The sequence below is a fragment of the Rhizobium sp. CB2179 genome, assembly GCF_057653455.1.
Map to the genome: position 1 here is coordinate 315,599 of NZ_JBYGKR010000003.1, position 26,328 is coordinate 341,926.

General features: G+C 60.9%; 23 protein-coding genes. 8 read left to right on the forward strand and 15 right to left on the reverse strand.

Annotated elements, in window-relative coordinates:
- From istA to AC244Q_RS30015, 6 genes are all read right to left on the reverse strand, one after another.
- Window positions 1-1,500 (reverse strand): IS21 family transposase, encoded by a 1,500-nt coding sequence (istA, locus tag AC244Q_RS29990; RefSeq protein ID WP_113341084.1) that lies wholly within the window; start codon window positions 1,498-1,500, stop codon window positions 1-3.
- Window positions 1,501-1,606: 106 nt separating this feature from the next.
- Entirely contained in the window at window positions 1,607-1,861 is a 255-nt protein-coding gene (locus AC244Q_RS29995; RefSeq protein WP_487764162.1) for an epoxide hydrolase N-terminal domain-containing protein, read from the reverse strand.
- 185 nt (window positions 1,862-2,046) lie between these two features.
- On the reverse strand, window positions 2,047-5,049 hold the full coding sequence (locus AC244Q_RS30000) for a PAS domain-containing protein (RefSeq protein ID WP_128408060.1): 3,003 nt from the start codon (window positions 5,047-5,049) through the stop codon (window positions 2,047-2,049).
- A 138-nt stretch (window positions 5,050-5,187) separates the two neighbouring features.
- Window positions 5,188-5,562, reverse strand: a complete 375-nt coding sequence (locus tag AC244Q_RS30005) for a response regulator (RefSeq protein WP_012763370.1) — start codon at window positions 5,560-5,562, stop codon at window positions 5,188-5,190.
- Window positions 5,559-8,219: a PAS domain-containing sensor histidine kinase gene (locus AC244Q_RS30010; protein WP_128408061.1), complete on the reverse strand. Its 2,661-nt coding sequence runs from the start codon at window positions 8,217-8,219 to the stop codon at window positions 5,559-5,561. The genes AC244Q_RS30005 and AC244Q_RS30010 overlap by 4 nt, the downstream gene beginning before the upstream one ends.
- Before the next feature lie 140 nt (window positions 8,220-8,359).
- On the reverse strand, window positions 8,360-9,031 hold the full coding sequence (locus AC244Q_RS30015; protein WP_012763368.1) for a response regulator transcription factor: 672 nt from the start codon (window positions 9,029-9,031) through the stop codon (window positions 8,360-8,362).
- A gap of 248 nt (window positions 9,032-9,279) precedes the next feature.
- Between AC244Q_RS30015 and AC244Q_RS30020 the strand changes: the two genes are divergently transcribed.
- Window positions 9,280-10,212, forward strand: coding sequence for a LysR family transcriptional regulator (locus AC244Q_RS30020; RefSeq protein WP_017996550.1), 933 nt, complete (start codon window positions 9,280-9,282; stop codon window positions 10,210-10,212).
- Between the two features lie 236 nt (window positions 10,213-10,448).
- Here AC244Q_RS30020 and AC244Q_RS30025 read toward each other — a convergent pair whose 3' ends face one another.
- Entirely contained in the window at window positions 10,449-11,117 is a 669-nt protein-coding gene (locus AC244Q_RS30025) for a VOC family protein (protein ID WP_017996549.1), read from the reverse strand.
- A gap of 214 nt (window positions 11,118-11,331) precedes the next feature.
- Between AC244Q_RS30025 and AC244Q_RS30030 the strand changes: the two genes are divergently transcribed.
- Genes AC244Q_RS30030 through AC244Q_RS30045 form a run of 4 tightly spaced genes read left to right on the forward strand, consistent with a single transcriptional unit; the run spans window position 11,332 to window position 15,175 of the window.
- Complete coding sequence (locus AC244Q_RS30030; protein WP_128438599.1) at window positions 11,332-12,618, forward strand: epoxide hydrolase family protein; 1,287 nt, start codon at window positions 11,332-11,334, stop codon at window positions 12,616-12,618.
- Between the two features lie 38 nt (window positions 12,619-12,656).
- A complete protein-coding gene (locus tag AC244Q_RS30035) occupies window positions 12,657-13,466 on the forward strand; it encodes an SDR family NAD(P)-dependent oxidoreductase (RefSeq protein WP_012763364.1) in 810 nt (269 codons plus the stop codon).
- 35 nt (window positions 13,467-13,501) lie between these two features.
- Window positions 13,502-14,530, forward strand: a complete 1,029-nt coding sequence (locus tag AC244Q_RS30040; RefSeq protein WP_128407878.1) for a D-cysteine desulfhydrase family protein — start codon at window positions 13,502-13,504, stop codon at window positions 14,528-14,530.
- 51 nt (window positions 14,531-14,581) lie between these two features.
- Window positions 14,582-15,175, forward strand: coding sequence for an NADPH-dependent FMN reductase (locus AC244Q_RS30045; RefSeq protein ID WP_017996547.1), 594 nt, complete (start codon window positions 14,582-14,584; stop codon window positions 15,173-15,175).
- Between the two features lie 54 nt (window positions 15,176-15,229).
- Here the strand turns inward: AC244Q_RS30045 and AC244Q_RS30050 are convergent, their stop codons facing one another.
- From AC244Q_RS30050 to AC244Q_RS30075, 6 genes are all read right to left on the reverse strand, one after another.
- Window positions 15,230-16,777: an aldehyde dehydrogenase (NADP(+)) gene (locus AC244Q_RS30050; RefSeq protein ID WP_012763361.1), complete on the reverse strand. Its 1,548-nt coding sequence runs from the start codon at window positions 16,775-16,777 to the stop codon at window positions 15,230-15,232.
- A gap of 208 nt (window positions 16,778-16,985) precedes the next feature.
- On the reverse strand, window positions 16,986-17,621 hold the full coding sequence (locus AC244Q_RS30055; RefSeq protein ID WP_012763360.1) for a cysteine hydrolase family protein: 636 nt from the start codon (window positions 17,619-17,621) through the stop codon (window positions 16,986-16,988).
- Between the two features lie 16 nt (window positions 17,622-17,637).
- Entirely contained in the window at window positions 17,638-18,186 is a 549-nt protein-coding gene (locus AC244Q_RS30060) for a hypothetical protein (protein ID WP_012763359.1), read from the reverse strand.
- 85 nt (window positions 18,187-18,271) lie between these two features.
- Complete coding sequence (locus tag AC244Q_RS30065) at window positions 18,272-19,261, reverse strand: enoyl-CoA hydratase/isomerase family protein (protein ID WP_017996546.1); 990 nt, start codon at window positions 19,259-19,261, stop codon at window positions 18,272-18,274.
- On the reverse strand, window positions 19,258-19,764 hold the full coding sequence (locus AC244Q_RS30070; RefSeq protein WP_128407879.1) for a RidA family protein: 507 nt from the start codon (window positions 19,762-19,764) through the stop codon (window positions 19,258-19,260). Before AC244Q_RS30070 ends, AC244Q_RS30065 begins: the two co-directional genes overlap by 4 nt.
- The gene (locus AC244Q_RS30075) at window positions 19,758-20,483 is read right to left on the reverse strand and encodes an SDR family NAD(P)-dependent oxidoreductase (protein WP_012763356.1); all 726 of its coding nucleotides are present in this window, start codon (window positions 20,481-20,483) and stop codon (window positions 19,758-19,760) included. Before AC244Q_RS30075 ends, AC244Q_RS30070 begins: the two co-directional genes overlap by 7 nt.
- Window positions 20,484-20,771: 288 nt before the next feature.
- On the opposite strand from AC244Q_RS30075, the gene AC244Q_RS30080 reads away from it, so the two are divergent.
- The 3 genes from AC244Q_RS30080 to AC244Q_RS30090 all read left to right on the forward strand — a co-directional run bounded on the left by AC244Q_RS30080 (window position 20,772) and on the right by AC244Q_RS30090 (window position 23,894).
- The gene (locus AC244Q_RS30080; protein ID WP_017996544.1) at window positions 20,772-21,857 is read left to right on the forward strand and encodes an NAD(P)H-dependent flavin oxidoreductase; all 1,086 of its coding nucleotides are present in this window, start codon (window positions 20,772-20,774) and stop codon (window positions 21,855-21,857) included.
- Window positions 21,858-22,003: 146 nt separating this feature from the next.
- Entirely contained in the window at window positions 22,004-23,230 is a 1,227-nt protein-coding gene (locus AC244Q_RS30085; RefSeq protein WP_128407880.1) for a YbfB/YjiJ family MFS transporter, read from the forward strand.
- Between the two features lie 202 nt (window positions 23,231-23,432).
- Complete coding sequence (locus AC244Q_RS30090; protein ID WP_128407881.1) at window positions 23,433-23,894, forward strand: YybH family protein; 462 nt, start codon at window positions 23,433-23,435, stop codon at window positions 23,892-23,894.
- Between the two features lie 48 nt (window positions 23,895-23,942).
- Here the strand turns inward: AC244Q_RS30090 and AC244Q_RS30095 are convergent, their stop codons facing one another.
- Together AC244Q_RS30095 and AC244Q_RS30100 are read right to left on the reverse strand one after the other, a co-directional pair.
- Window positions 23,943-24,980, reverse strand: coding sequence for an LLM class flavin-dependent oxidoreductase (locus AC244Q_RS30095; protein WP_128407882.1), 1,038 nt, complete (start codon window positions 24,978-24,980; stop codon window positions 23,943-23,945).
- A 164-nt stretch (window positions 24,981-25,144) separates the two neighbouring features.
- Entirely contained in the window at window positions 25,145-26,182 is a 1,038-nt protein-coding gene (locus AC244Q_RS30100; protein WP_017996540.1) for an alpha/beta fold hydrolase, read from the reverse strand.
- Window positions 26,183-26,328: the final 146 nt, after the last annotated feature.

Sequence of the window (26,328 nt, forward strand, 5' to 3'; positions counted from 1 at the left end):
TCAGCTTGCCCTCCTAAGGCTGTCGTAACGGGCGCAATCGGCCAGAGGCTCGTGGGTCAGGCGAAGCGCGTCGGGAATGGAAAGGATGGCGGCCGGCTGCGGATCACGCTTGCGGGCCAGGATGTTGATGATGACGGCAGCCGAGAATACGCCCTGATCGAGCGCCTCCTGGCAGGCCGCTTCGACGGCGGGGAGTCCGTCCAGGCCCACACATTCGAGGATCGACACCATCTGCCGGTCGCCGTCATGCATGGCCTTCAGCCGGCGGCGCACCTTCTCCATGGCGGCGGGCAAAACCCAGTCGTGGAATGGCGCACCGTTGCGCAGCGCTCCCGGTTTGCGGGTCAGGACCGGCACGTAATGCCAGGGATTATAGATCGTCTCGCCACGGCCGAAGCAGCGATCGTGTTGGCCGATCTCCACGCCATCCTGCCGGATGACGATGCGATCGGCATAGGCATGTATCTCGGCCGGGCGGCCGACTGCCGTGGACAGCACCGAGTATTTGTTGTTGTCGAAACGCACGAGGCAGGTCTTGCCGATCGAGGCCTGCACTGCGTGGAAGCCGTCGAACTTGCCGGGATAGCCGACCAGGTGCGGCCGTTCCGCATCGAACACCTCCCAGATCGTGCGCTCCGTTTGATCGACATGCTTATGGGCGCGGGCATAGCTGATGCACTTGTCCAGCAACCAGCCATTCAGCTCATCGTAGGATTTGAAGCGCAGCCGCGGCGTGAAGAAGCGTTCCCGCACCAGATTGACCTGGTTCTCGACCTGGCCCTTCTCCCACCCCGACGCCGGCGTGCAGGCCACCGGCTCGATCAGGTAATGGCTGCACATCTGCAGGAAGCGGCGATTGTACTGCCGTTCCTTGCCGACGAAGACCGTCTCCACCGCGGTCTTCATGTTATCGTAGATGCCGCGCGTGCAGGCCCCGCCGAAGAACGCGAATGCCCGGTCATGGGCATCGAAGACCATCTCCTGCGTCTCGCGCGGATAGGCTCTCACATACATCATCCGGCTGTGACAGAGCCGGACATGCGCCACCTTTACCGTCGTCGTCACGCCGTTCAGCACGACGATCTCGTGGCTCCAGTCAAACTGGTAAGCCTCGCCCGGCGCATAATAGAGCGGCACGTAGGCTTCCGCCGTTACGGAGCCGCGTTCCTTCGCCCAGGTTCGGGCGTAGCGCCGGACTGTGTCGTAACCGCCCTCGTAGCCGAGGTCGCGCAAGTCCTCGAATATCCGGATCAGTGTCAGCCGTTCGCGAGAGGATTTGGCCTCATTGGCGAGCAGCATTCCATCGAGCTGATCGCGCCAGGGGCCGAGCTTCGGCTGAGGTTGACGGGTCCGCTCATATTTGAACTCCGTCTCATCGCTGCGCAGAACCTTCCGCACCACTTTCCGCGATATGCCAAGCTCCCGGCAGATCGCCTTGATCGACTTGCCCTGCACACGGGAAAGTCGACGTATCTTTAGAATTGTCTCCACAACAAGCATCCAAATAAAAAGCCTCCGATGAAACCGGAGGCTGTTGTAACCCCATCGCAGATGGGGGTCCCGTTTGGACGCCGATCACCCCAAATGCGGGGTCCTTATTCCATGCCTAATCACACTTAATCGTGTCGAGCCTGACGCCCTGGCCGTCGTCTGTGACGTTTTCCTCGTCCGGCCAGCGGGTGGCGGCAACGCGTCGATTGAGATCGGCGAGCTGATCCTTGGACGCGGTGAACTTGAAGGGTCGCAGCCCGGATTCGGTACCGGTCGCTGCGAACGCTTTGGGAAAGACTCCGATGGCGCTGGCGGACGCGGCGATCGTAAGCAGTGTTCGACGGGTGACTTTTGGCTCTACTCGGGACATGGCGTCCTCCTTGCTCGTGAGCTGTTATTTGACGAGGAGGAAATTCGCAGTGAAGGAGTTCTGCAACAATTGGACCAAGGTATGGCCGACACCTTGGTATCGGGTGGTTCCTCCGACCGCTCGACTGCCGTGCGGCGATGGACAGGATCACAGCTAGTGCCTGAGCTGAGCAACGGGCCAGGTTTTCAGTGCGAGGCTGCCGTGATGCTTGCCTCTTCGGCCGACGGTACGGAGAAGTGCATGGTGACGCCCGGCCCCTGGTTAGGCTCAGCCCAAAGGCGACCACCATGACTCTCGATGATGGAACGACAGACTGAAAGACCGATCCCCATCCCATTGTTCTTCGTCGTGTAGAAGGCTTCGAAGATCCGCGTCCCTCCGTCTGGGTCGAGACCAATTCCATTGTCGCTAACCGCGACGCTTATCTGCCCATCACCGCCGAGCTGGGTTCGGATCTCGACTAATCTCAGCCGATCCTTCACGCCAGATACCGCGTCAATGGCGTTGCGAAGCAAGTTGTTGATCACTTGTTGAAGTTGGACTCGGTCGCCGTTGACGGGGGGAAGGGAGGTGGCGAAGTGCGTTCGAATAGCGACGCCGTTGCGTCTCTGATCACCTGCAGACAAGGCGACTACCTCACTCACCGCCTCGTTTATATCGACGTCTTCGAATTCGATGTTGCGCTTACTGAATAACGCCCGCAGTCTGGCGATTACCTCGGTGGCACGATTGCCGTCCCTGATCGTGCGCCGCGCCGTCTGAAGGGCCGTTTCTATGTCGGGCGGTGTGGCTGCAAGCATCCGCAGACAGGTGTTCGCGTTCGTGATGATGCCTGACAGTGGCTGGTTCACCTCGTGCGCGATCGCCGCCGACATCTGGCCGAGGCTGAGGATGCTGGTCACTCGCGCAAGCTCTGTGCGCAACCGATCGCGCGCTTCCTCCGTCAAGCGCCTTTGTGTCACGTCCTGGATCGCTCCAAGGCATTCCCGATTTCCATTCCGGTGAATTATAACCTCGCCGATGACGCGAACGTACTTTATGTCGCCGTTGCGGGCGAGAACGCGGACCTCGTATTCCGAGTCCTCGTCGCCTTCGCGTACGGCGCCGATCTTCCCGGCAAAGAGCGCAACGTCGTCCGGGTGGATCCGCTCCGTTATCCGGTCAAACGTCACGACTTCGTCCTTTTCGAATTCAAGGATTCGAAGCCATTCGTCAGACAATATCAGCTCGTCGGTTTCGACATGCCAGGAGAACGTGCCCGTCCTGATCAAGCGTTGGCCTGCAACGAGCAGGGCCTGACTTCTACGCAGTTCATCCTCGGCCTGCTTGCGATCGTCGATGTCAGTCAGTAGTCCATACCATCGGACGATCTTGCCCTCTGCGTCACGGAGTGGCTGTCCTCGTACCTGGAACCATCGGAACACACCGTCGTGTCTTCGATAACGGCTTTGGTAGTCGTAAGGATTGCCGCTCTTGAGTGCGCCCAGGAAGGTATCGATATTGACTTGCACGTCATCGGGGTGAGTTATGCCGTTCGTTGACCAGTCTTGCACCTCGTCGAGAGAGATTCCGAAGTAGTCCAGTAGCTGTTGGTTGCTCCCGTCGAGGGTTCCATCAGGCTGCGAAAGTATGATCATGCCCGGAACCATGTTGACGATATGGCGGAATTCCCTCTCGCTGTTTGCAAGCGCCACTTCGGCGTGCTTGCGGTCGTCGATATCATTCAGCAGGAAGTACCATCGGACAACGAGGCCCTCGTGGTCGCGCACGGGAGTGCCCCGCACTTGGAACCAGCGATATACCCCGTCGTGCCGACGGAGCCTTTCCACTACCTCGTACGATTGACCAGAGACGACCGCCTCGGCGAACCTGGCCACGCCCCGGTCACGATCGTCAGGATGAATGATATCGTTGGTCTGCCACTTTTGATGCTCGTTGAAATCATAGCCGAAATATCGCAAGGACTGATCGTTCACGCTCTCCACAGCCCCGTCGGGCCGGAGCACAATGATCAGGCCTGGAATCGAGTTTACGATCAATTGCAGCTCAATTTCGCGCTCGCGCAATGCCTCCACCGCCTTGCGTCGATCATCGATATCAGTCAGTAGGCCATACCAGCGAACGACCGTGCCACTATCATCTTTGACCGGGTGACCGCGGAGCTGGAACCAGCGAAATTCGCCATCATGGCGACGGAAGCGCGTCTCGTAGTCATACGGCTCTCCCGTTTTAAGCGACGCCGTAAATGTCTCGACACAGTGCTGCAGGTCGTCGGGATGTGTAATGCCGTTGGTCGCCCAGTTCGCAACATCCTCGAGGGGCAGTTGAAAGTAGTCAAGAAGCTGTTGATTTGCGCCATTCAACTGACCTTCGGGCGTAAAGAGCGCGACCATTCCTGCGATAGTGCCGACAATCAAGCGAGACTCTCGTTCACTGTTTGCAAGAGCTACCTCGGCACGTTTTCGGTCATCGATGTCTATCAAAAGATGCAGCCACCGCTGAATCGCACCCGACTGGTCCCGCAGCGGTAGACCAAGTACATTGTGCCACCGATACATGCCGTCGGCGCGAAGATGGCGGCTCTCAACGTTATAAGACGTGCCCGCCATGTGAGCGGCGATCTGGGCTTCGATGGTTTCCTTCAAGTCATCCGGGTGCACGACCTCCGAAGCCTTCCAGTCCTTTAGATCCGAGAGGCTTAGCCCAAAATAGGAGAGGGTCAGTTGGTTGAGGCCTTCGACTTCCCCAGCAGGTGTTGTCACGGCCACGGGTATCGGGATGCTATCGACGACGAGCTGGAAATCGAGTGCGGCCTGTGACCTTTCCCGTTTTTGAACGACGGGTTCAATATCGGTCGCTACCCCGCACCACTTCACTACGCCGTGGGGAACGTCTTCCAAAGGTGCCCACTGGATAAGGAAATGGTGAAATTCGCCTGCAGCGTTCCGAAGCCGCGCTTCGATCGTTCCCTGTGTCTCTGCGTGCCTAACGCTCTGCAGATGGGCGGTGACCGCGCCAACGTCGGCCGGGTGCACCGCATCCTCCCAGCGCCAAGACTCTCCGGACGCCGGTCGCAGCCCCGTGAACTCTACCCAGCTTCGGTTGACGAAATCGACTTGGCCATCCTCCAGCATGGTCCATGCCATGCCGGGCAGCGCATCGAAGAATCGAAAGACGTTTATCCCCATCGCCCACTCAAAGCCCACTTTCCGGGCGAGAGCCTACAATATCGATCCTTTGACGGCTACTGCGCGGCACTAGACACTTTAGTACCTACGCGTATGCCGGATTGCGGGGCATCCTACGTCCGCGCCAGCCCCTCTATATCAGTCTATCAATGATGCGAGCCGCAACGCATCCTGAAGGTCGTCGGCGCTGAAGGGCTTGAACAGACAGTCGCAAGCCCCCTCACGTATCAACCTCGACCGCACGTCCTCATCCTTGATCGCCGTTATGAAAATGATTGAAATCCGTCGGCCTCTCCGGTCGAGTTCCTGCTGAAGCTCCGGCCCGGTCATGCCAGGCATTGCCACGTCAAGAATCATGCCGTCGCTGGTTTGTAACGACTTAGAATTCAAAAACGCCTCAGCGGACGAAAAAGCTTCCACGGACAAACCGAACGAGCGGAGAAGATCTGGGAGGGCTTCTCGGACGGATTCGTCGTCGTCGACGACCGAGACATGTCTTTTGCGGCTAGTCATAAATTCCTCTGCATGTCACTTGCCGTCTGGACCGCTGACGGACCGATACTTTCCCCATCGCCGCTCGCAGACGTCGGGACCGAAAATCCTACGGTAGCACCATGGTCAGCGTTTGGTTCGGCCCACAGCCGGCCATGATGATTCTCAATAATCGAACGACTGACAGAGAGGCCGATTCCCATGCCGTCTGGCTTCGTCGTGTAAAAAGCGTCGTAAATTCGGTCCACCCCCTGGGGGTCAAAGCCTACGCCGGTATCCTCGATGTAGAGCCGGATTTCTCGAAGGCCTCCCTCTGTCTTCAAACGAATTCGTCGCGGCCGATCTCCCGCGGCCGGCATCGCCTCGATCGAATTTCGAAGGAGGTTCATGATAACTTGCTGAAGCTGCACCCGAGCGCCGGTCACGCGCGGCAAATCGTTTGCGAAGTCGGCCGTCAATGACGTTTTCGCATGCTGCAGATCGCTCGATATCAGTGCGATGACTTCCTCGGCAATCTCATTAACGTCGACTGCCTCGAGGTTCGGCGGTTTGCGGCTAAACAATTCCCAAAGACGGGCGATCACGTCGGCAGCGCGGTTGGCGTCGCGGATCGTTCGCCGTGCCGTGTCCTTCGCGATATCGAGATTTGGAGGATTCGAAGCCAGAACTCGCAGACAAGTCTCCGCATTGGTCACCAGGCCAGCTAGCGGTTGATTCACCTCGTGAGCAATTGACGCGGTCAACACGCCGAGGCTCGTAACGCGAGTTACGTAGGACAGTTCTGATCGCGCCCGATTGAGCGCATCTTCCGCCTTCCGGCTCTCGGTAACGTCCTGCACGGCGCCGATCAATTCCTGATCCCCATCCCTGTTCCGCTCACTATGCGCAAGCACCCGTACGTATTTTGGCGAGTGGCTCGGCGTTATCAGGGTTATGTCGTAGTCGAAGTCGCCGGCCCCTCTGTTGGCTTGATCGATAACCTGCTCCACGGTAGCTAGACTATCAGGATCCAGACGGGACAGGACGATGTCGAGCGTCACCGGCGTCGTCGGATCGACTTCGAAGATACGATAGGTTTCCGCTGACCAGGTGACTTCGCTTGTGCCAAGATTAAGCAAGAAGCTCCCTGTCTTGCTGAGGCGTTGGGCGTCCGCTAGAAACGCCTCGCTTCTGCGCAGCTTCTCCTCGGCTCGCTTTCGGTGGTCAATATCCGTCAATAGTCCATACCACCGGACGATCTCGCCTTCGGCGTCGCGAAGGGGGAGCCCCCGAAGCTGGAACCATCTCCACGTGCCGTCGTGCCGGAGAAAGCGGGTTTCGTAATCGTATGGTTCTCCCGTGGCGATGGAGCCCATGAAGCTATCGATGCAGGTCTGCAGATCGTCGGGGTGCGTGATACCGTTGCTCGACCAGTCATTCAATTCCGACAGCGGACGCTCGAAATAGTCGAGGATCTGCTGATTGCCGTCGATCAACTGGGCGTCTGGCGAGAAGATTGCTATCATTCCTGCGATGCCGTCGACGATCAAACGAGACTCACGCTCTCGTTCGGCCAGCGCTCGTTCCGCGCGCTTCCGGTCTTCGATGTCGATGTGGGTGCCGTACCACTTGATGATCTTGCCGTCTTCACCCAGGAGCGGCGTCGCGCGAAAGAGAAACCACCTGTATCCGCCATCGGCTCCACGCATTCTTGCTTCGAAATCAGCAGGACGACCCGAAGCGAGAGAAGCGTTCCAGGACTTTGCGAGATGGCTCGCATCCTCCGGGTGAACGACGGATTCCCAACCGGAACCTTCTGCTTGTTCGGCATTCAATCCTGCATACTCCAGCCATCTATCGTTGACGAAGTCGCAGTAGCCATCGGGGCGGCTCGTCCACACGGTGAGTGGCATCGCGTTGACGATGTTCCGAAGCTCCAGTTCGTTGGATCGTAGCGCGTCCTCGGCCTTCCGCCGATCATCGACATCTATATGGAGCGCGTACCAGCGGGCGATGCCGCCGTTTTCATCCGCGAGGGGATAACCGACGATTTGGAACCATCGATATTCGCCGTCGGCGCGCCGGAGCCGTACCTCGGCCTCGTAGGCCGTGCCTTTGTCGACCGCCTGTTGAATGGCTTTGGTTAACCCCTGCATGTCATCGGGATGGACGACATCACTTCGACCCCAGGAGCGTAGTTCATCAAGCGACCGACCATAGTATTGCAGGAGGTGGCCGTTGATCGCCTCGACGTTTCCGTTCGAATCGAGAACTCCTATGCCGGCCGGAATACTTTCCAAGATAGTCTGATTATCCAATGCCTTCGCGGCGGCGCCCTCTCGTATCTCTGGTCGCGATGCAATGTGCGCCCCCTCGGTCGCCAAGCCGTACCACCTCTCCACCCGGTCGTTTTCGATCAATGGCTTGCAGCGAACATGCAATTCCTGCAACGCGGCGGTGGGGTGACCTATAGGCAATGTGATTTCGAAAGGCTCGCGTCCGGACAGCAGCGCGTCCCACTGCTGTCTCGTGTTCCGCAGGTCTGCGGGAGAGCCGGCTAATGGCCAAACCGTCACCGCTTCGCCAAGCCCGAGGAAATCAACCAAATTGGCGTTCATGAAATCGATGCTGCCGTCCGGTAGGGCGGTAAAAGCCATTCCTGGCAACGCTTCCAGAACCCGAACGAGTTCCACGCTCATATCTATCCTTTTCGCGGGATTGCACCCTCAGGATATCGTGCGTTTTAATCAACCTGCCGTATATTATCCTATGGTATCGGTTGTGCCGTTGTCGCCGGGTTCTAGCAAGTTGTGCCGCGCGCCGATCGAGGCTTTACGCTTCAGTGAATTTCGGGTGGCTCCTCCAGCCGAAGGCGCGCGGCCATGTTCACGAGGTCGGGAAGAGTTCGGGCGCACATCTTCCGCATGACTTGGCCGCGATGCGCCTTGACGGTGATCTCGCTGATATCCAACTCGTATGCCACTTGCTTGTTGAGAAGTCCTTTGACCACGCGCACCATGACCTCTCGTTCGCGCTTGGTAAGCGCCTCGTAACACCCTTGCAGCGCAAGCAGGTTGCTCTCGTCACGCAACATGGCCGCGCTCTGTTCCAACGCCGAGCTCACGGCCTCCAGGAACGCAACCGTCTCGATCGGTTTGGTAAGGAAATCCAACGCGCCTCCTTTGAGAGCTTTCACGGTCGTCGGGACGTCGCCGAAACCGGACACGAATATGATCGGCATCCTGCTCCGGCTTATCGTAATCATGCTCTGGAGATCGAGGCCGTTCAGTCCTGGCATATTCACGTCAAGAACCAGGCAGCAGGGAGAGGCCAGAACCGGTGCTTCGAGAAAACTATGCGCGGAGTCAAAAAGCAGGGGTCGCCACCCGGCGGAGCCAATCAGCAGCTCCAGCGATTCTCGCACTGAGATGTCGTCATCAACGACGAAGACTGTCGGTCGATCCTGATCGCCTAGGTTCGAAGTCGTCACCGTGGAGGTCATCCGGTACATGTGCTCTCCCAAAGAGCTGTCCAGGTCGTCGCCAACTTCCCGAAAAATGGTATCACAAAATGTGCGCTTGGCGATAAAATCATCAACTCGCTTAGCAAGCCTGGACAGAATGATCGGTCCAGCGGGGAAGTCCATTGTACGATGGTATCGGGCCTGAAGGGTCGCGCGTCACCTGCTTGTTGGGTAGATGGCCCGTCACCGGCAACTTCGCGCGGCTCGCCGGCGCCTAAAGCGGTCAGGAGCAGATAATGGATCGTATCGATGCAATGAAGGTCTTCGTCACTGCGGTTGAAGAAGGAAGCCTGGCGGGCGCCGCTCGTAGGCTGAAGCGGTCCCCGACTGCGATCAGTCGGGCATTGGGTCTGCTTGAGCAACATGTTGGCGTGGAACTCCTTCACCGAACGACAAGGAGTCTAAAGCTCAGCGAAGCGGGCCAGAGATATGTCGAAGCATGTCGCAGGGTGCTTGTCGATCTCGAGGAGGCGGACATGATCGCCGGCTCAGAGCGATCCTCTCCGCGAGGAACGCTGACAATTTCGGCGCCGCCCATCCTGGGCGAAGAGGTGCTCCGGCCGATCCTCGACAGCTTCCTTCTTGAGAACGCCAACGTCTCCGTTCGGCTTTTGATGCTCGATCGCTTCGTGAACCTGGTCGACGAGGGAGTGGACGTCGCCCTGAGGATCGGAAATCTCGCCGACTCGACCCACATGTCCACGCGCATTGGCGGAGATGTTCGCCGCGTCGTGGTCGCCGCGCCGCAATATCTCGACAGTCGAGCCGCAATCACTGAGCCGTCCGATCTCTCCCGCCACGACTTGATCGCCTTCTCGAACTTCGGCCTCGAATCCTGGAGCTTCGCGCCGGCCAAAGGCACTTCCGTCCCAAGAACCGTTCACTTCACCCCACGCTATCTGGTCAACAGCGTCCGAGCGGCTGCGGCATCGGCCGCCGAAGGAATGGGCGTGACCCGGCTCTATTCGTATCACGTCGCAGAATATGTCCGCGACGGTCGCCTCAGGGTCGTTCTTCATCAGGCGGAGCCACCTGCGCTGCCAGTTCACATCCTGGCCCCTCAAGGACGCGCAGCCGTTCCGAAAGTTCGAACCTTCATCGACTTTGCAGTGCCGCGTCTACGTTCGGAACTTGGACGCATCGCCGCCGAATCCGGAAGCCTCGAATAATTGTGCCGAAACGCGGTTGGCTGTCTGCAGGCAAGCGACGGTTCTCCGCGACGCGCTTCCCAGCTAACCTCCCAGTCACGGTGATGAGCTCGGTACCGGCTCGGTGCTCGTCAACCGAGGCCGACGGACGAGTGTCGCCGGTAGCCAGCGGGAACGCCGGCACGAGAGGACCGGCGTTCTTGCGCAATGGTCGGGGCGGAGATGGTTGCCTGGGGCGCAGGCTTTCGTTCAGGAGGTCACGTCGGCAGGGTTTGGCCAGACTGCTCTTTGACCAGATAGTCGGCGTACCATTCTGGCCACGCCTCGTCGTGCTTGCCGCCGTCGCGCTTCTCATGCTCGCCATGGGCGGCCGCGGCCCTGCGCAGCGCCTCTGCGAGGTCGCCCGCGGATGTGAACGCTGCACCTTTGGTGTCGATGCGACCAGGAAGTCTCGCCGTGACTTCCTGTAGGAGCCAGCCGTTTCCGTCCGGGTCGGAGAAGGAGGCGAAAGAACCGTAGCTCGACCGGGAGGGATGTGGTCCTGGCAGCCGCTGGTCGGCACCCTTGTGATGGAAGACGCCGCCGGCGTCGTGAAAGACGCCGCTCATCTCGGCGCCGCGGGAGGCAAGAGCCGCGTGCGCCATCTCGATGTCGGTAACGACCAAGTGGAGGCCTTGAGCGGAACCGGGTGAGGCGGCCGCCACATTCGATCCGAAAATCATGGAGCAAGGCGATCCTGGAGGGGTCACCTGCACGACGCGAAAACCGTCCTTGCCAGAGACGTCGGCGTCGAGCCTCCAGCCAAGGCCGGTGTAGAAGGACTTGGCGCGATCGACGTCGGACACGGGAATGACGACGACTTCGAGCTTCATGTCGATGTGATCCGCGCGCGCGGATTTGGTTGGGGTGGGTTCTTGGATAGCCATCTCGATCTCCCTGTTAATCGCGGTCACTTTCACCGCGATCGGCACGATGCGCCGTCGCTGTCCCCGATGTCCATTGTCCCAAGGTGTCGATGCGTCGAGCAACGTCGGTAACCGATCCATTGGTATCGCCGATACCTTCGAACAATATCCTCGCCAGCCCTGCCGGACGATCCCTAAGACGCATTCCAACCATTCAGTTTCAACGGAGGACGTCATGTCAGCAAGAGTAGAAACGAGAACCGCACTATCGACGACGCGGCGCCAACTGCTTGCAGTCACAGCCGCGACCGCCGCACTCAGCATTCTCCCCAAGCCCGTCAGGGCGGCGACGGAGGGCGATGCTATCCGCCCCTTCAAGTGCGCAATCCCGCAGGAGGAGGTCGATGAGCTGCGCCGCCGTGTCCGTGCGACACGTTGGCCTGGCAAGGAGACGGTTTCCGACCGTTCGCAAGGCGCGCAGCTTCAAAAGCTAAAGCCGCTCGTGGAGTACTGGGGCAAGGAATACGACTGGCGGCGCGGCGAGAAGAAGCTAAACGCGCATACGCAGTTCATGACCAGGATCGACGGCCTCGACATTCACTTCATTCACGTCAAGTCCAAGCACGCGGACGCCCTGCCGCTGATCATGACGCACGGCTGGCCTGGATCGGTGCTCGAACTCGTCAAGACGATCGGGCCGCTCACCGATCCGACCGCGCACGGCGGCGCCGCGGAGGACGCCTTCCACGTCGTCATACCGTCGATGCCCGGCTACGGCTTCTCGGAAGTCCCAAGCGAAACCGGATGGGGCCCGGACCGCATCGGGCGGGCGTGGCACGTGCTGATGAAGCGGCTCGGCTACGACCGTTATGTGTCGCAGGGCGGGGACTGGGGCGCTGTCGTATCCGACAAGATGGCGGCGCAGGCACCGGACGGACTGCTCGGCATTCACACGAACATGCCGGCGACCGTTCCGCCCGACATTGCAAAGGCGCTCGCCGATGGCGAACCCGCGCCGGCCGGGCTTTCCGAAGACGAGAAGGCCGCCTACGAGCAGATGAACGCGCTGTACACGAAGGGCGCGGGCTACGCTTTGATGATGGTCACGCGGCCGCAGACGCTGGGCTATGCGTTGACCGATTCACCGGTCGGTCTCGCCGCCTGGTACTACGACAAGTTCGCCGACTGGACCTATAGCGGCGGCGATCCGGAGAAGTCGCTGAGCAAGGACGAGATGCTCGACGACATCTCTCTCTACTGGTTCACCGGGACGGCCACGTCTGGCGCGCGGCTCTACTGGGAGAACAACGCCAACAACTTCAACGCCGTCGACATCAAGATTCCGGCCGCGATCACCGTCTTTCCCGGCGAGATCTACCAGGCGCCGAAAAGCTGGGCCGAGAAGGCGTACCACAACCTCATCTACTACAGCAAAGTCGACAAGGGCGGGCACTTCGCCGCCTGGGAGCAACCGGAGCTTTTCGCATCGGAGCTGCGTGCGGCGTTCAGAACGCTTCGCTGACAAGCATTCCGAATTCACCTCAATCAAGGAGAACCACAATGACAAACTTTCCAAGAGGCACTGCGCTGATCACCGGTGGATCGTCGGGTATCGGCGCGCTCTACGCCGACAGGCTAGCCCGCCGCGGCTACGACCTGATACTGGTGGCGCGCAGCCAGGATGCGCTCGCCCGGATCAGCAAGGATATCGCAAGTTCGACCGGTCGGAACGTAAAGACCGTCCGGGCCGACCTTGGCCAACGGGACGACCTGCTGAAGGTTGAAGGAATCCTTCGGAGCGACCCGTCGATCACCATGCTCGTCAACAATGCCGGGGTCGGCGCGGTCGAACCGTTGCTCATGTCCGACGTCGAGGCGATGGAAAAAATGATTGCGATCAACGTGACGGCTCTGACTCGTCTCGTCTATGCCGTCGCGCCGTCCTTCGTCGCACGTGAGCACGGCACGATCGTCAACATGGCCTCCGCGTTGGGCGTGGCCCCCGAAATCCTCAACGGGGTCTACGGCGCAACGAAGGCGTTCGTCATCGCTTTGACGTTCTCTCTGCAGAAGGAGCTGGCGGAAAAGAACATCCGGATTCAGGCCGTACTTCCCGGCGCGGTGGAGACGCCTTTCTGGGAGGCATCGGGCGGCTCGCTCGACCGCCTGCCCGACCAGATCGTCATGAAGGCCGAAGATGCGGTCGATGCTGCACTCGCCGGTCTCGACATGGGCGAACTGATGACCCTTCCTTCGGTACCCAACATCGACGACTGGAACGCATACGAGGCGGCTCGTCAGAAGCTGATGCCGAACCTTTCTCGCAACGTTCCTGCCCCGCGCTACCGGACGCCGGCGCTAGCGTCCTGACACCGGTACGACAACACTCAAGAAGCGAGGCAGAGATGTCCGACTGGGATCTTTTGAACCGGTTTCCGCGCGTACGCCTGGTGAACGGACCGACGCCGATCCAGCGGCTGGATCGTCTGGAGCAAGTGCTCGGCGAGAGCCGACGAGGCGTCTCGATCTGGGCGAAGAGAGACGATCTGATGGAACTCGGGGGCGGGGGCAACAAGCTCCGCAAGCTTGAATTCCTCATCGGCCACGCCCGGTCGAAAGGCTGCGATACCCTCGTCGTAACCGGCGGCGTGCAGTCAAATTTCGCCCGTCTGGCCGCGGCCGCCTGCGCCAGAACCGGACTGGCATGCGAGGTCGTTCTGACTCAAATGGTGCCCCGCGGGACCGAGATCTACCAGGCCAACGGCAACGTCTTGTTGGACCGGGTCTTTGGCGCCCGCGTCCACCTCCTCGGCACCGGCGACGATGCGAGCGCGTTCGCCACGGCCCGCGCGTCGGAGATCGCCGCGGCCGGAGGGAAGGCTTTCGTGGGCACGCTTGGCGGTTCGACGCCGGTCGGAGCTCTGGGCTACGTCGACTGCGCATTCGAAATCGCAGCGCAATCGACTGAGATCGGCATCGCGTTCGACCACGTCGTCATCCCGAACGGTAGTGGCGGCATGCACGCCGGTCTGGCCGTGGGAGATGCCCTGGTCGGAAAAAATCCTTCCAGGATCAGAGCATACACCGTGCTCTCGCCAGCGGAGACATGCGTCGCCGCGACGGTGGAGAAGGTCAATGCGGTCTTCGACCTCCTCGGGAAGAAGGACCGAATTCGAGCTGAGGAGCTGGCGATAGACGGCGCGAAGCTCGGTGGCGGCTACGGCGTGCCGACGTGCGAAATGATTGAAGCGATCAGGCTCGTCGGCCGCTCTGAAGGCCTGCTTCTGGATCCCGTCTACGGAGGGAAAGCCTTTGCCGGCCTGCTGTCCGATATCGAAAACGAAGTCATCGCGCCAGGATCGAACGTCCTGTTCGTCATGACGGGAGGTTCTCCTGGGCTTTATGCCTATGCAGACGCCCTGAGTAGCGACTGATCCTCTCCCAGAGGGTCATTATCATCAACCCGACATAAAATTAGGAATGCCATGCCTACGAAACCTAAGATCGCCATCATCATCGGCTCCACCCGACCGACCCGTTTCGCCGACAAGCCCGCACAGTGGATACTGAAGCAGGCTCAGGCCCGCGACGACATCGACGTCGAAATCGTCGATCTGCGTGACCATCCCCTGCCGTTCTTCGACGAGGTGGCGTCGAACGCCTACGCACCCAGCCAGAGTGCCGAAGCCGTTCGTTGGCAGCACACCGTCGCCCGCTACGACGGGTACATCTTCGTTGTCGCGGAATACAATCGCTCGATCACCGGCGTGCTGAAGAACGCCCTCGACCAGTCCTATGTGGAATGGGCGCGCAAGCCGTTCACTGCGATCGCCTACGGCACCGCGGGCGGGTCGCGCGCACTTGAGCATCTTCGCGGAATCGGCGTCGAGCTGCAGATGGTTTCCACGCATGCGGCCGTTCATATCGGCGGCAGCGACTTCTTCACCGTTTTCTCGATGGGCGGCAACAAGCCGATCGAAGAGATCGAAGCAAACCTCCTGCCATCGGCGAAGACTGCGCTGGACGAGCTGGTCTGGTGGGCGAAGGCCACGATGGCTGCGAAGGCTTCAGAGGTCTAACCTCTGCAAGACAAGGAGCGGGGGCGTGAGCCGCCCCCCTCCAGTTTTTATCTTCTACGCGCGAGGGGCGGCCTTAACATCCTTGAGTGGGGCTGGAAGCAGGCCGACCGGAAAGTCCTGGTAGGAGACTGGGCGCAGGAAACGATAGATCGCCAATGTGCCGACCGACGTCGATCTTCCGTCCGACGTCGCCGGATAAGGTCCGCCATGGACCATCGCCGGGGAGACTTCGACGCCCGTCCCGAAGCCGTTGACGAGGAGCCGGCCGGCGAGAAGTTCCAACTGCGGGATCATCTGCGAGGCCGCATCGACGTCCTTGGCATCCACGTGTAGCGCGATCGTCAACTGTCCTTCCAAGGATTCGACCACTTTACGGAGGTCGTCGTCGTCGTGGCAACGAACGATCAGCCCCGCCGCGCCGAACACCTCTTCCTGGAGCTCTGGATTGGCGAGAAAGTCAGCCGCCGTCGTCTCGAAAAGCGCGGCAGACGCTTGATGAGCCGTTCCGTTTTTCCCCGCAGAGACCTGCGAGACGGGCGGTGAAGACGACAGCCTTGCCACGCCCTTTCGATACGCCTCGCAGATGCCGCCTGTCAGCATGGTCTGAGCCGGCGCTTCGGCCAACGCCGCCGCTGCGCTCTCGATGAAAGCGTCGAGGCCCGCTCCCTCGATGGCGATGATCAAACCAGGATTCGTGCAGAATTGACCGGCGCCGAGGGTCAGCGAAGCCGCGAACGATCTCCCGATTTCCGCGCCCCGGCCCAGCAGTGCGTTTGGATAGAGGATTACGGGGTTGATGCTGCTCATTTCGGCGTAGACGGGTATCGGCTGCTTCCGCTCCGACGCGATCTTCATCAACGCGGTGCCGCCGCGGCGCGAGCCGGTGAAGCCAACTGCGCGTACCCGGTGGTCGGCGACCAGGGTCTGGCCGACCTCGAAGCCTGCGTCGAACAACAGCGCGAAAGTCCCCGACGGGAGCCCGCATGCAGCGACGGCGTCGACGACGGCCTTGCCAACCAGTGCAGAGGTTCCGGGATGGGCGGAGTGCGCCTTGACGATCACCGGACAGCCGGCCGCGAGGGCGGAGGCAGTGTCGCCGCCAGCGACGGAAAAGGCTAGGGGGAAGTTCGACGCCCCGAACACTACGACCGGTCCGAGAGCGATGTTGCGGAGCCGAAGATCAGGCTTCGCCACCGGCTTGCGGTCGGCGTCGGCGGGATCGAAACGCAGTTCCTGGAAAACGCCGTCGCGGACTTCCTTGGCGAAGAGCCGAAGCTGTCCGACCGTTCGGGCGCGCTCTCCTTCGATGCGGCCGCGCGGCAGTCCCGTCTCGTCGATTGCTCGCAGGACGAGTTCGTCCCCGATGGCCAGAATTCCTTCCGCGATCGCTTCCAGGAAGCGGGCCCGATCCTCGAGCGATGTTTCCTTGTAGACCGGGAAGGCGTCCCAAGCCAAAGACGCGGCTTGCTCGACCTGCTCCCTGGTCGCGCCCGCAAAGCTCGGCTCCATGGAGCTGCCGCTGGCTGGGTTGATCGCGGAGAATGTCGCGGCCGCGCCGCGCATGCTCGCGCCGCCGATGAGGAGGTCGCCGGAGAGTGTCATCGTGGATCCTTTCGAAACGAAGAGCCGATACTGTCCTCCACTCATGTGGGAGGCTCGACGCTAACCGTTGGCAGTTGGCTTTGACCTCAAATAGGCGTCGACGCGAGGCCTGCCAACCCTCGGCATGCAAATAGTATTACTTTTCAAATGGAGCTGCATCCGGCAAGCTTGATGCCCCCCGAATGCAAGTAGCCCGTAAAATGGCTGCCTACGCCTCCTGGGTGAGGGCGATCGCCGCCACGGTTTCCTTGGTGTCGATGATGGCGCTGGCATAGCTGGGCAGATTGACCTCCAGTGCCGCATGCATCATTTCCGGCGAATAGTCGGCGACCGCATCCTTAACGACGGTCACGTCGTAGCCAAGTTCGGCGGCGTACCGGACGGTTGCTTCGATGCAGGTGTGGGCCACCAATCCGATCACGATGACACGCTGGATGCCATGCCGCTTCAGCTCGAGATCGAGATCGGTGTTGGCAAAGCCGCTCGAGCACCAATGCTCGGATGCGACGACCTCGCCGGCCACGGGCACGAACTCGGCTCTAAACTCACCGCCCCACGTGCCGAACTCGAAGCTCTTGCGGTGCCAGGCCGCACGCTGGATCGGCGCCACATACTTCCAATTCTCGTAGTCTCCGGCCCGATAGCGATGATGCATCGCGAAAAAGACCCGGAGCTTGGCTTCGCGGGCGGCGGTTAGCACTTCGAGCATGTGCGGCACGCAGTTGTTCGCCTCGGCGACCTCCTTGATCCGGGGCCAGATCTTGCCGCCCTCCGAGATGAAGTCGTTGTAGGGGTCGACCACCAGCAGGCCAGTGTTATTCCGATCAAAGGAAAGTTCTGTCATGATGTTTTCCTTCGGCTCAAGCCGCTTTCGTGGCCGAATTCTTCAGGGCCGCGCGCTCAATGCTCGCCGCGAACAGCGGCGTCTCGCCCTTGTTGTGAGCAATCGACATCGGCTGTCGCTGCGTGCGGAAGAGTTCGAACGGGATGCCCTGGCGATCAAGGAAGGCCATCATCTCGTCGGTCGCGTAGGATTGGACGCGGTTGGTGAATTCGCAGCGGTTCGCATCGAGCTTCTTCACACTCAGTTCCCAGGTGACGTGGATGGTGACCCGGCCGTTCGGCGTAAAGACGTCGGAATCGGAGTCGAGGATGAGATGATCCTTTTCGCCGAGTGTTTCGTGGTAATGCTGGACCATCAGACTGCCGCCGATTGTCTCGACATTTATCGACATCCGCGTGCCGTCGTCCGCTGTCGTGAAGCCCGCTGCGATGTGGGCAGGCGAGCATCCCTGGTATTCCTCTTCCGGCAGGTTAAAACACCATGTCGGAATATCGATCGTCTCGATCGGGGCGTTGATGATGGCCGAAAAGCTGGAATCGACGATCTGGTTTTCAAGGCTGTGCATGAGACTTCTCCTTTGTGGTTGAGTGCGTTGAAGGACGTTGATGCCCGCGCGACCTGCCGAGTCCTTGCGCGGGCACCGCCTCGGCCTACTCGTCGGCCAGAGTTTGCGTGTAGTGTCCGAGCCTGGCCTCGATGTCCGGGTCCTTCTGCAGGCCCATGTCCATCAGGCGTCCGATGTTCTTCTGCGCCGCCGGACGCTGGACCGACGTAATGAAGGCGTCCCAGCCTGCGGCGATCTCGGGGTCGCTCGGAAGGCTCGCGAAGTCGACCAGGCGTTTGGTGTCGGCGATCGCCTGGCGATCAAAGCCAGAGATCCGGGTAGCGAGAGCGTCGACGAACGGATCGAGCTTGTCGTCGTCGAAGGCGCGATTAACGTATCCGTACTTCTCAGCGAGATCGCCATTGATGTCGTCGGAGCCAAGCAGGACCTCCAGCGCTCGACCGCGCCCCATCAGCCGCGGTAGCCGCGCCATCGGGCCACCGCCGGGGACGAGTGCCGCGCCGACCTCCCACTGAGAGAGAATTGCTTTCTGACGGCTCGCGAAGCGCATGTCGCTGGCGAGAGCAAGCTCGCTTCCGACCCCCGTCGCGCGGCCGCGGATCAGCGCGATCGAGACGACTGGCGACTTGCTGATACGGACCAGCATGTCGGGCAGGGGGTGCAAACCGGTCGGGCCAGAAGGGAGGCTGGTGGATTCGGCGAGAGGCGGCGTAAAGTTGTAGTGGGTGAGGAAGAACCCCGGCACAGCGCTGTCGAAGACGACGACTCGAAGATTAGGATCGCTCTCGATTTCGGCCACCACTTTCTCCATCTGGGGGATCGTCTCCGGTCCGAAGATGTTGAAGGGCGGGTTGTCGAAGGTGACGCGCCAGTAGGCGGGCGTCCGCTTATCCACCTTGATCTGTGCATGTTCCCGACCTGGGTCGGCCTTGACCTCTGCAGCACGATCCACTTTCTCGGCGACCTTCGTCTGACCGGAAAGGGCGAGCGCTGGAAGCAGCAGTAGCGCCGCGGCGGTAAGGGCTTTCGACGACATCGCGATGGCGCTTGTCCTGGTTGGTTGTCTGACCTTCATGGTTGGCTCCGTTCTTGAGTTTGTGAGACGAATGCTGGCCCGATCTCGAAGACCAGTTCGACCTCGACGGGCATTCCAACCGGTATGCTGGAAACGCCGAGGACGACACGGGGAGGGAGCCGGGCGGGACCGAACACATCGAGCAACAGCTCTGACGCTCCATCGGCGACTTTGGGGTGTTCATGGAAATCGGCGGGGCAGGCGATGTAGACTCCCAGCTTGGCGACCGATCGGATCCTGTCCAGCGTTCCTAGCTGCGACTGCGCGGCGGCTAGACCACTAAGGCAGGCCGCCCGCGCCGCGTCGTAGCCTTCGGCGACGGACAGCTCGCGGCCGACGAGGCCCGTATAGAGTGGCAAATGTCCGGCGACCGGTAGCATGCCGCTTAGGAAAAGCAGCGAGCCGCTTTGGAACGCTTCGACATACGCGCCGAATGGCGTGGGCGCCTTCGGGAGGCATATCGCCAGTTCCTTGATGCGCGCCTCAGCGCTCGCGACTACCATTTGCCCAGATGTGCGCCGTTGTCGACGTGCAGCACCTCCCCGGTGATGTTGGAGGATTCCGTCAGATAGACGACGCCGTCGACGATTTCCTGAACCGCCGTGATAGTCCCCATCGGCGACAAGGATTCGAGGAAGGACCGCGGGTTTTTCGCATGGAGAGGAGTGTCGACCACCCCCGGAGACAGGGCGTTGACGCGGATGTTGTCCTTGGCGAACTCCAGCGCCAGGCTCTTGGTGACGGCGTTGAGGCCGCCCTTGGTGACCATTGGAAGCGATGCGGTCACGCCGGCAATCGGATGGTCCGTCAGCGACGACGTGATCGTCACGACGCTCCCGCCGGACTTCTGGCGCAGCATTTGTCCGATCGCGCGCTGCGTGAAATGGAGGAATCCCTCGACGTTCGTCGCGCACAGGCGCCGGAAATCGTCGATGGTGTATTCGAGGAACGGTTTGGTGAAGAACACTCCGGCATTGTTCACGAGTGCGTCGATCGAGCCGAACTGCTCAATCGCCGCCGCCGCCGCCCGCTCGGCGGTTTTCGGATCCGCGACGTCGCCGCTGATCAGTTCCAATCGCCCCGCACGGTCGAAAAGCGTGCTCTCGCTGATGTTCCGAGACGTTCCGACGACGTTCCAGCCCTTGTCCAGGAACGTCTTGACGAGTCCGGCTCCGATCCCTTGCGACGCGCCTGTGATGATAACAGTCTTATGCACGCTCATGCCTGCCTCCGTTGTGGCGACGCGGGTACCCTTCGTCCGCCAGGTGGCGGTCGGTCGCTTTGTTCCTCGTGTGATGCGTTGATCCAGCCATCGGCCGGGAGCTTCCCGGCGGTCGCGCCGTCGTCCGCTCTGCCACGACAATCGCGCCGAAAATCGGGCCCCGATATTGTACCAAGGTGTTCCCGATACCTTCGGATTGGGTCGCTCTTCAGGACACCAAGGTCCAATAGACGCGGGTCGTGGCCGGAGGTATCAGCGTTGCAACGTCACGCATGACAAGGAGTCCACATGACCCGCTGGCCGGATCGCCGAATTCTCGACCTGTTTGGAATCGAGCTTCCCATCATCCAGGCGCCGATGGCCGGAGCCACGACGGTCGAAATGGTCGTCGCCGCGGCCAAGGCCGGCGGTCTGGGGTCTCTCCCAAGCGCTCAGTTAAACGTCGAGGGGCTGCGTCAGGCCCTCCATGAGATCCGCGGCGCTACCCACGCGCCTGTGAACGTGAACTTCTTCTCACATGTTTCCCCCGCCGAAGATGTGGCAGCGCAGATGCGATGGAGAGCCCTGCTCGCGCCCTACTTCGTAGACGCAGGACTTGACCCCGCCGCGCCGATCGCCGCGGCGGGCCGTGCACCATTCGACTCTTCGTTTTGCGAGGTGGTCGAGGAGTTGAAACCGGAGGTCGTGAGCTTTCATTTCGGGTTGCCCGAAAAGTCACTGGTGCAGCGTGTGAAGGCGACAGGCGCGAAGATCATATCATCCGCCACGACCGTGGCCGAGGCCGTCTGGCTCGAAAAAAACGGCGTCGACGCGGTCATCGCCATGGGTTTCGAGGCCGGCGGACATCGCGGGAATTTTTTGAGCCAGGACATGACGACACAGGTTGGAATCATGGCGCTCCTGCCCCAGGTGGTCGACGCGGTGCGGGTGCCGGTCATCGCCGCCGGCGGGATCGCCGACGGGAGAGGTGTCGCCGCCGCCCTGATGCTAGGAGCTTCCGCCGTCCAGGTCGGGACAGCCTACCTGTTCTGCCCTGAGGCGAGGATTCCCGCAGTTCAGGCAGAGGCGCTGGCTTCGGCCCGAGACGACAGCACCGCGATAACGAACGTTTTTACCGGCCGTCCAGCGAGAGGCATCGTAAACCGTCTGATGCGCGATCTAGGTCCAATCTCAGATGCCGTGCCCGCATTTCCAACTGCCGGAGGAGCTCTCGTTCCCATCAGAGCAAAAGCCGAGGCGGAGTCGAGGAACGATTTTACGAACCTCTGGTCGGGGCAGGCCTCCCGTCTTGCTTTGAAAGTTGGTGCCGAGGAATTGACGCGAGAGCTCTACCAATCCGCGTTGGACGTTATCGCACGCCGCAGTCCTACCTGACGGCATCCCGCAGATCCTTCCGGATCCCGGCAGACAGCCTGCCGCAGACTGACGGTTCACGCAGACCTCGACCAATCTACCTGAAGGGGAGCAGCCGTCGCGCGAATTCGTGGCGACATATCTCCAATCGAACAAAGGACAGCGTCATGTCTAAACACAGCCCCAGCCCATATGTGGTCGTGCTCGCGGGATCGGCGTCCCTCGCCATCGCCATGGGCGTCGGTCGGTTCGCATTCACTCCAATTCTGCCGATGATGCTACACGACGGCGTCGTTGATCTTTCGCGAGCCGGAGGACTCGCGACTGCCAACTACGTCGGCTACCTGGTCGGTGCATTGGCAGCGATGGCAGTACCCAAGAGGTGGGACCATACCTTCGTCATACGCCTGACACTGGTGGCCACGGTTCTGCTTACGGCTCTGATGTCAGTGCCCTATGCCGAGGCCTGGGTCGCTCTTCGGTTCTTGGCGGGCGTCGCTTCGGCGATCGGATTCGTCTTCACCTCCGGCTGGTGTCTCGCCCAGCTTTCGGGAACCGGCAGCTCGATCGGAAGCGCCATATTCACGGGACCCGGCGCAGGCATCGCCGTGTCCGGGCTGGCCGCCAGCGGGATGACCATTCTCGGGCTGTCCGGCCACACCGCCTGGCTGATATTCGCCGCGATCTCCGCCACGATCAGCGGGATCATCTGGAAGACCTTCGGCGAGAGCGCGAAGCCATCCGACGCCTATTCGGTGGGGGCGCCGACGCGCGCCTCCGGCAAGGTGCCGAAATCGGAAATGCCTCTATTTGCGATCGCATACGGGCTGGCCGGCTTCGGCTACATCGTCACGGCGACCTATCTTCCGGTGATCGCGAAGAACAGCATTCCTGGTTCACCCTTGCTCACCGTCTTCTGGCCGCTTTTCGGGGTCGCGGCAGTCGTCGGATCGCTGCTGGCGGCGCGCGTTCCGCATAGCGCCGACGTGCGGCTCCATCTGATTGCCGCATACCTCGTGCAGGCGGTCGGGGTGGGGCTGTCGGTTATCTGGCAGGACGCTTTCGGTCTTGCACTCAGCAGCGTTCTCGTAGGCCTGCCGTTCACTGCGATCAGCTTCTTCGCCATGAACGAAGTTAGGCGGATCAGATCGAGCCACCACGCGCGTTACATGGGACTGCTGACGGCGGTGTTCGCGATCGGACAGATCATGGGGCCGCCTGCCGTAGGAGTGATCATGAGGCATGTGGTGAACGTAGACGCCGGGTTCGATCTCGCGCTTGCCGGCGCCAGCATCGCGCTCGTAGTCGGCGCCGCGATCTATGTTGCGATGATCCTGCTGTTTCCAAGCGAGCGGAATGCGAGGACCGCAGGGCGCTCGGTCCGTCCCACTTGAAAATCACGCGCTTCTATCTTCTCCGATGCGATCGTCGCGTATCTCCAAATTTATGCTCGACACCATCGTACAATAGAAGGGTTGGTATCGATTGCGCATGCTGCCCTGACGTAGAGACGGGTAAACCAAGTTGGCCAGTACGAGGAGAGTTACATGCTTTCCAAGTGCGTCAGCCACCTTTGAGGAAGTACGGAGAAAATCAATGGACCGGCATCTCACAGAAGTTAACGGCGGCGAGACGGCGCAGGACGATGGAACCGCCTTGGATGCTTTGATACGATTCTATCGAGCCTTCAACGCTGGCGATCTCAAAGGGCTGGAACAGGTCTGGCTCGGCGGCTCGGATCCCAGCATGGACAATCCGATCGGCGGCATCCGCCGCGGTTGGGACCAGATCGCCGACGGGTATTCAAAGCTCTTCAAGGGAAAAACGAAGGTTCAGGTGACCTTCCACGACTTTACGAGCCAGGGCGGCGACGAGTGGCACCTGTTCGTCGGCCGCGAACGCGGAGTATGTCAGACGGCGACAGAGACGCTTGATGTCGCCTTCCGGACGACCCGGTGGTTTGTACGCAAGGACGGCGGTTGGCGACAGCTTCACCATCATGGGTCCGTCGAGGATCCGCAGATGCTGGCTGCCTATCGGAAACTGATCTTCGGTTGAAGAGATGGGGCGCCGGCAAACGTCGGCGCTCCGCGCGACGCGCACCCGCTAGTCGCGAAGCTGTCCACGCACCAAAGGCGCGACGTCGGTTCCCAGCAGCTCGATCGAACGACGCATCGCTTCCGCGTCGAGCGCGGCGGTGCTCATCTGAAAGGTGATGCGAGCAATTCCTCCCAACGTTCTGTTAACATGGGATATCTTGGCAGCCACCGTCTGGGGGCTGCCGACGAGGAACGCGCCACCCGGCCCGCACATATGCTCGAACTGAGCCTGCGTCGGCGGCGGCCAGCCGCGCTCTCTTCCGGCGTCCGTGAACATTTGGAACCAGCCGGGGAAAAACGCTTTCTTTGCGGCCACGTCGGTCTCTCCGACAAAGCCAAGAGCGTGGACGCCTATCCGCTGGTTTTCAGCGGGATGCCCGGCGACGAGCCATGCTCGACGATAGAGCTCGACCAGGGGCAGAAAGCGCTCGAAGCTCCCTCCGATGATGGCCACCATCAGCGGGAGGCCGAGAGTCCCTGCGCGGACGAAGGATTCGGGCGTGCCGCCAGCGCCAAGCCAGATTGGCAATTTGGGCTGATGCGGACGAGGGAAGACACCCTCGCCATTCATCGCAGGACGAAACCGGCCCTGCCACTTGATGTTGGGCTGCTCCCTGATCTTGAGCAGTAGGTCCAGCTTTTCCGCAAACAGCGCATCGTAGTCCCTCAGGTCGAAGCCAAACAGGGGATAGGCCTCCACGGAAGAGCCACGACCGACCACGATCTCCGCTCGTCCGCGGGATATCAGGTCCAGCGTTGCGAACTCCTGGAAAAGCCGGACGGGATCGGAGGCGCTAAGGACGGCGACGGCGCTCGTCAGCCTTATCGACTTGGTGCGCGCCGCCGCTGCGGCAAGTATCACGGCGGGCGCGGAATCAAGCGCGTTTTTCCTGTGGTGTTCGCCCATTCCGAAGACGTCCAGACCGACCTGGTCCGCCAGCTCCACCTCGGAAAGTACGCTCTCCATTCGATCGACGGCCGACTGCAGGCGACCCGTGTCAGAGTCGGGCAGGAGCATCGCAAAACTATCAATACCGATTTCCAAAGTTGAATCCTTTCAAGGAGCTCGCACCCGGAGCCACGGCGTTCTGACGCCTTCCCGGCGGAAGCGCTTCCCATCTCACGACTAGGCGATGCCTCGCCAGTGTGGTTTTTCGGATGGAGATCATCGATTTTTTCGATAATTGAGCGCGTCGGGACCCCGGTTGCTCACGCCCAGGAATCGACATCTCTTACCGCCTTGGCGAACGCCTCGGGCGCCTCCTGCGGCAAATTGTGGCCGATCCCGCCCGCCGCGAGACGGTGTTCGTATTTCGCCTTGAACTTTGCGGCGTAGGCGTTGGGATCCGGATGAGGCGCTCCGTTGGCGTCGCCCTCCATCGTGATCGTCGGCACATGGATCTCGGGACCGGCCGCAAGCCTGGTCTCGAATTCGTCGAACCGTTTTTCACCTTCCGTCAGGCCCAGCCGCCAGCGGTAGTTATGAACGACGATCGAGACGTGATCGGGATTGGTAAATGCTTCTGCACTCCGATCGAAGGTCGTGTCGTCGAACTTCCACTGCGGCGAGGCGAGACGCCAGATCAGCTTGGCGAAGTCGTTCGTATATTTTTCATAGCCGTCGCGACCGCGGTCCGTGGCGAAGTAGAACTGATACCACCACTGAACCTCCGCGGCTGGGGGCAGGGGCGCCTTTCCAGCAGCTTGGTTCCCTATGAGATAGCCGCTGACGGATACCAAACCCCTGCATCGTTCTGGCCAGAGCGCTGCGACGATGTCGGCGGTCCGCGCACCCCAGTCGAACCCGGCGACCGTCGCCTTTTCAATCTTCAAGGCGTCCATCAGCTTGAGGGCGTCGACAGCAAGCGCCGACTGTTGGCCGTTCCGCATAGTGTCATCGGACAGGAATCTAGTGCTGCCGTATCCGCGCAGATGCGGCACGATCACACGATGACCACGCTCCGCGAGCAAAGGCGCCACCCCGGCGAAGGCGTTGATGTCGTAGGGCCAGCCGTGGAACAGCATAACGGGCGAGCCGTCTTCAGGACCGAGCTCGGCGTATCCGACATTCAGGTCTCCCGCGTCGATACGCTTGTCGGCAACCAGGCACATACCCTTGTGCCGTACCGGCCCTTTGATCTGTTCGGCACCTTCGACGCGCCCTGCGAGGATTCCTGCGGCCGTCAGCCCGAGTGCCACTCCGCCAAAGGAGCGGCGTGTCCAGGTCGCGTTGTTTGAGTTGCTCATGGCTGTGTCTCCAAAGATCGCTTGTTGAATGCCTGCCGCACGACAGGCCCTTGCGAGTCCATTTCAGACAGGTGGCAGAAATGCGCTACTGTCCAATGGTGTCGGGTCAGCTACGGCTCGTGCTTAAACACGGAGGCGCTGCGGCG

Bases quoted from the DNA above. Each gene is read 5' to 3' on its own strand.
- AC244Q_RS30070 (WP_128407879.1), bottom strand. From the start codon at position 19,764: ATGGTAGTCGCGAGCGCTGAGGCGCGCATCAAGGAACTGGCGATATGC.
- AC244Q_RS30020 (WP_017996550.1), top strand. From the start codon at position 9,280: ATGGATCGTATCGATGCAATGAAGGTCTTCGTCACTGCGGTTGAAGAA.
- AC244Q_RS30065 (WP_017996546.1), bottom strand. From the start codon at position 19,261: ATGAAGGTCAGACAACCAACCAGGACAAGCGCCATCGCGATGTCGTCG.
- AC244Q_RS30000 (WP_128408060.1), bottom strand. From the start codon at position 5,049: ATGGGGATAAACGTCTTTCGATTCTTCGATGCGCTGCCCGGCATGGCA.
- AC244Q_RS30030 (WP_128438599.1), top strand. From the start codon at position 11,332: ATGTCAGCAAGAGTAGAAACGAGAACCGCACTATCGACGACGCGGCGC.
- AC244Q_RS30015 (WP_012763368.1), bottom strand. From the start codon at position 9,031: ATGTACCGGATGACCTCCACGGTGACGACTTCGAACCTAGGCGATCAG.
- istA (WP_113341084.1), bottom strand. From the start codon at position 1,500: ATGCTTGTTGTGGAGACAATTCTAAAGATACGTCGACTTTCCCGTGTG.
- AC244Q_RS30040 (WP_128407878.1), top strand. From the start codon at position 13,502: ATGTCCGACTGGGATCTTTTGAACCGGTTTCCGCGCGTACGCCTGGTG.
- AC244Q_RS30080 (WP_017996544.1), top strand. From the start codon at position 20,772: ATGACCCGCTGGCCGGATCGCCGAATTCTCGACCTGTTTGGAATCGAG.
- AC244Q_RS29995 (WP_487764162.1), bottom strand. From the start codon at position 1,861: ATGTCCCGAGTAGAGCCAAAAGTCACCCGTCGAACACTGCTTACGATC.
- AC244Q_RS30085 (WP_128407880.1), top strand. From the start codon at position 22,004: ATGTCTAAACACAGCCCCAGCCCATATGTGGTCGTGCTCGCGGGATCG.
- AC244Q_RS30045 (WP_017996547.1), top strand. From the start codon at position 14,582: ATGCCTACGAAACCTAAGATCGCCATCATCATCGGCTCCACCCGACCG.
- AC244Q_RS30090 (WP_128407881.1), top strand. From the start codon at position 23,433: ATGGACCGGCATCTCACAGAAGTTAACGGCGGCGAGACGGCGCAGGAC.
- AC244Q_RS30075 (WP_012763356.1), bottom strand. From the start codon at position 20,483: ATGAGCGTGCATAAGACTGTTATCATCACAGGCGCGTCGCAAGGGATC.
- AC244Q_RS30060 (WP_012763359.1), bottom strand. From the start codon at position 18,186: ATGCACAGCCTTGAAAACCAGATCGTCGATTCCAGCTTTTCGGCCATC.
- AC244Q_RS30055 (WP_012763360.1), bottom strand. From the start codon at position 17,621: ATGACAGAACTTTCCTTTGATCGGAATAACACTGGCCTGCTGGTGGTC.
- AC244Q_RS30050 (WP_012763361.1), bottom strand. From the start codon at position 16,777: ATGACACTCTCCGGCGACCTCCTCATCGGCGGCGCGAGCATGCGCGGC.
- AC244Q_RS30025 (WP_017996549.1), bottom strand. From the start codon at position 11,117: ATGGCTATCCAAGAACCCACCCCAACCAAATCCGCGCGCGCGGATCAC.
- AC244Q_RS30010 (WP_128408061.1), bottom strand. From the start codon at position 8,219: ATGAGCGTGGAACTCGTTCGGGTTCTGGAAGCGTTGCCAGGAATGGCT.
- AC244Q_RS30035 (WP_012763364.1), top strand. From the start codon at position 12,657: ATGACAAACTTTCCAAGAGGCACTGCGCTGATCACCGGTGGATCGTCG.
- AC244Q_RS30100 (WP_017996540.1), bottom strand. From the start codon at position 26,182: ATGAGCAACTCAAACAACGCGACCTGGACACGCCGCTCCTTTGGCGGA.
- AC244Q_RS30005 (WP_012763370.1), bottom strand. From the start codon at position 5,562: ATGACTAGCCGCAAAAGACATGTCTCGGTCGTCGACGACGACGAATCC.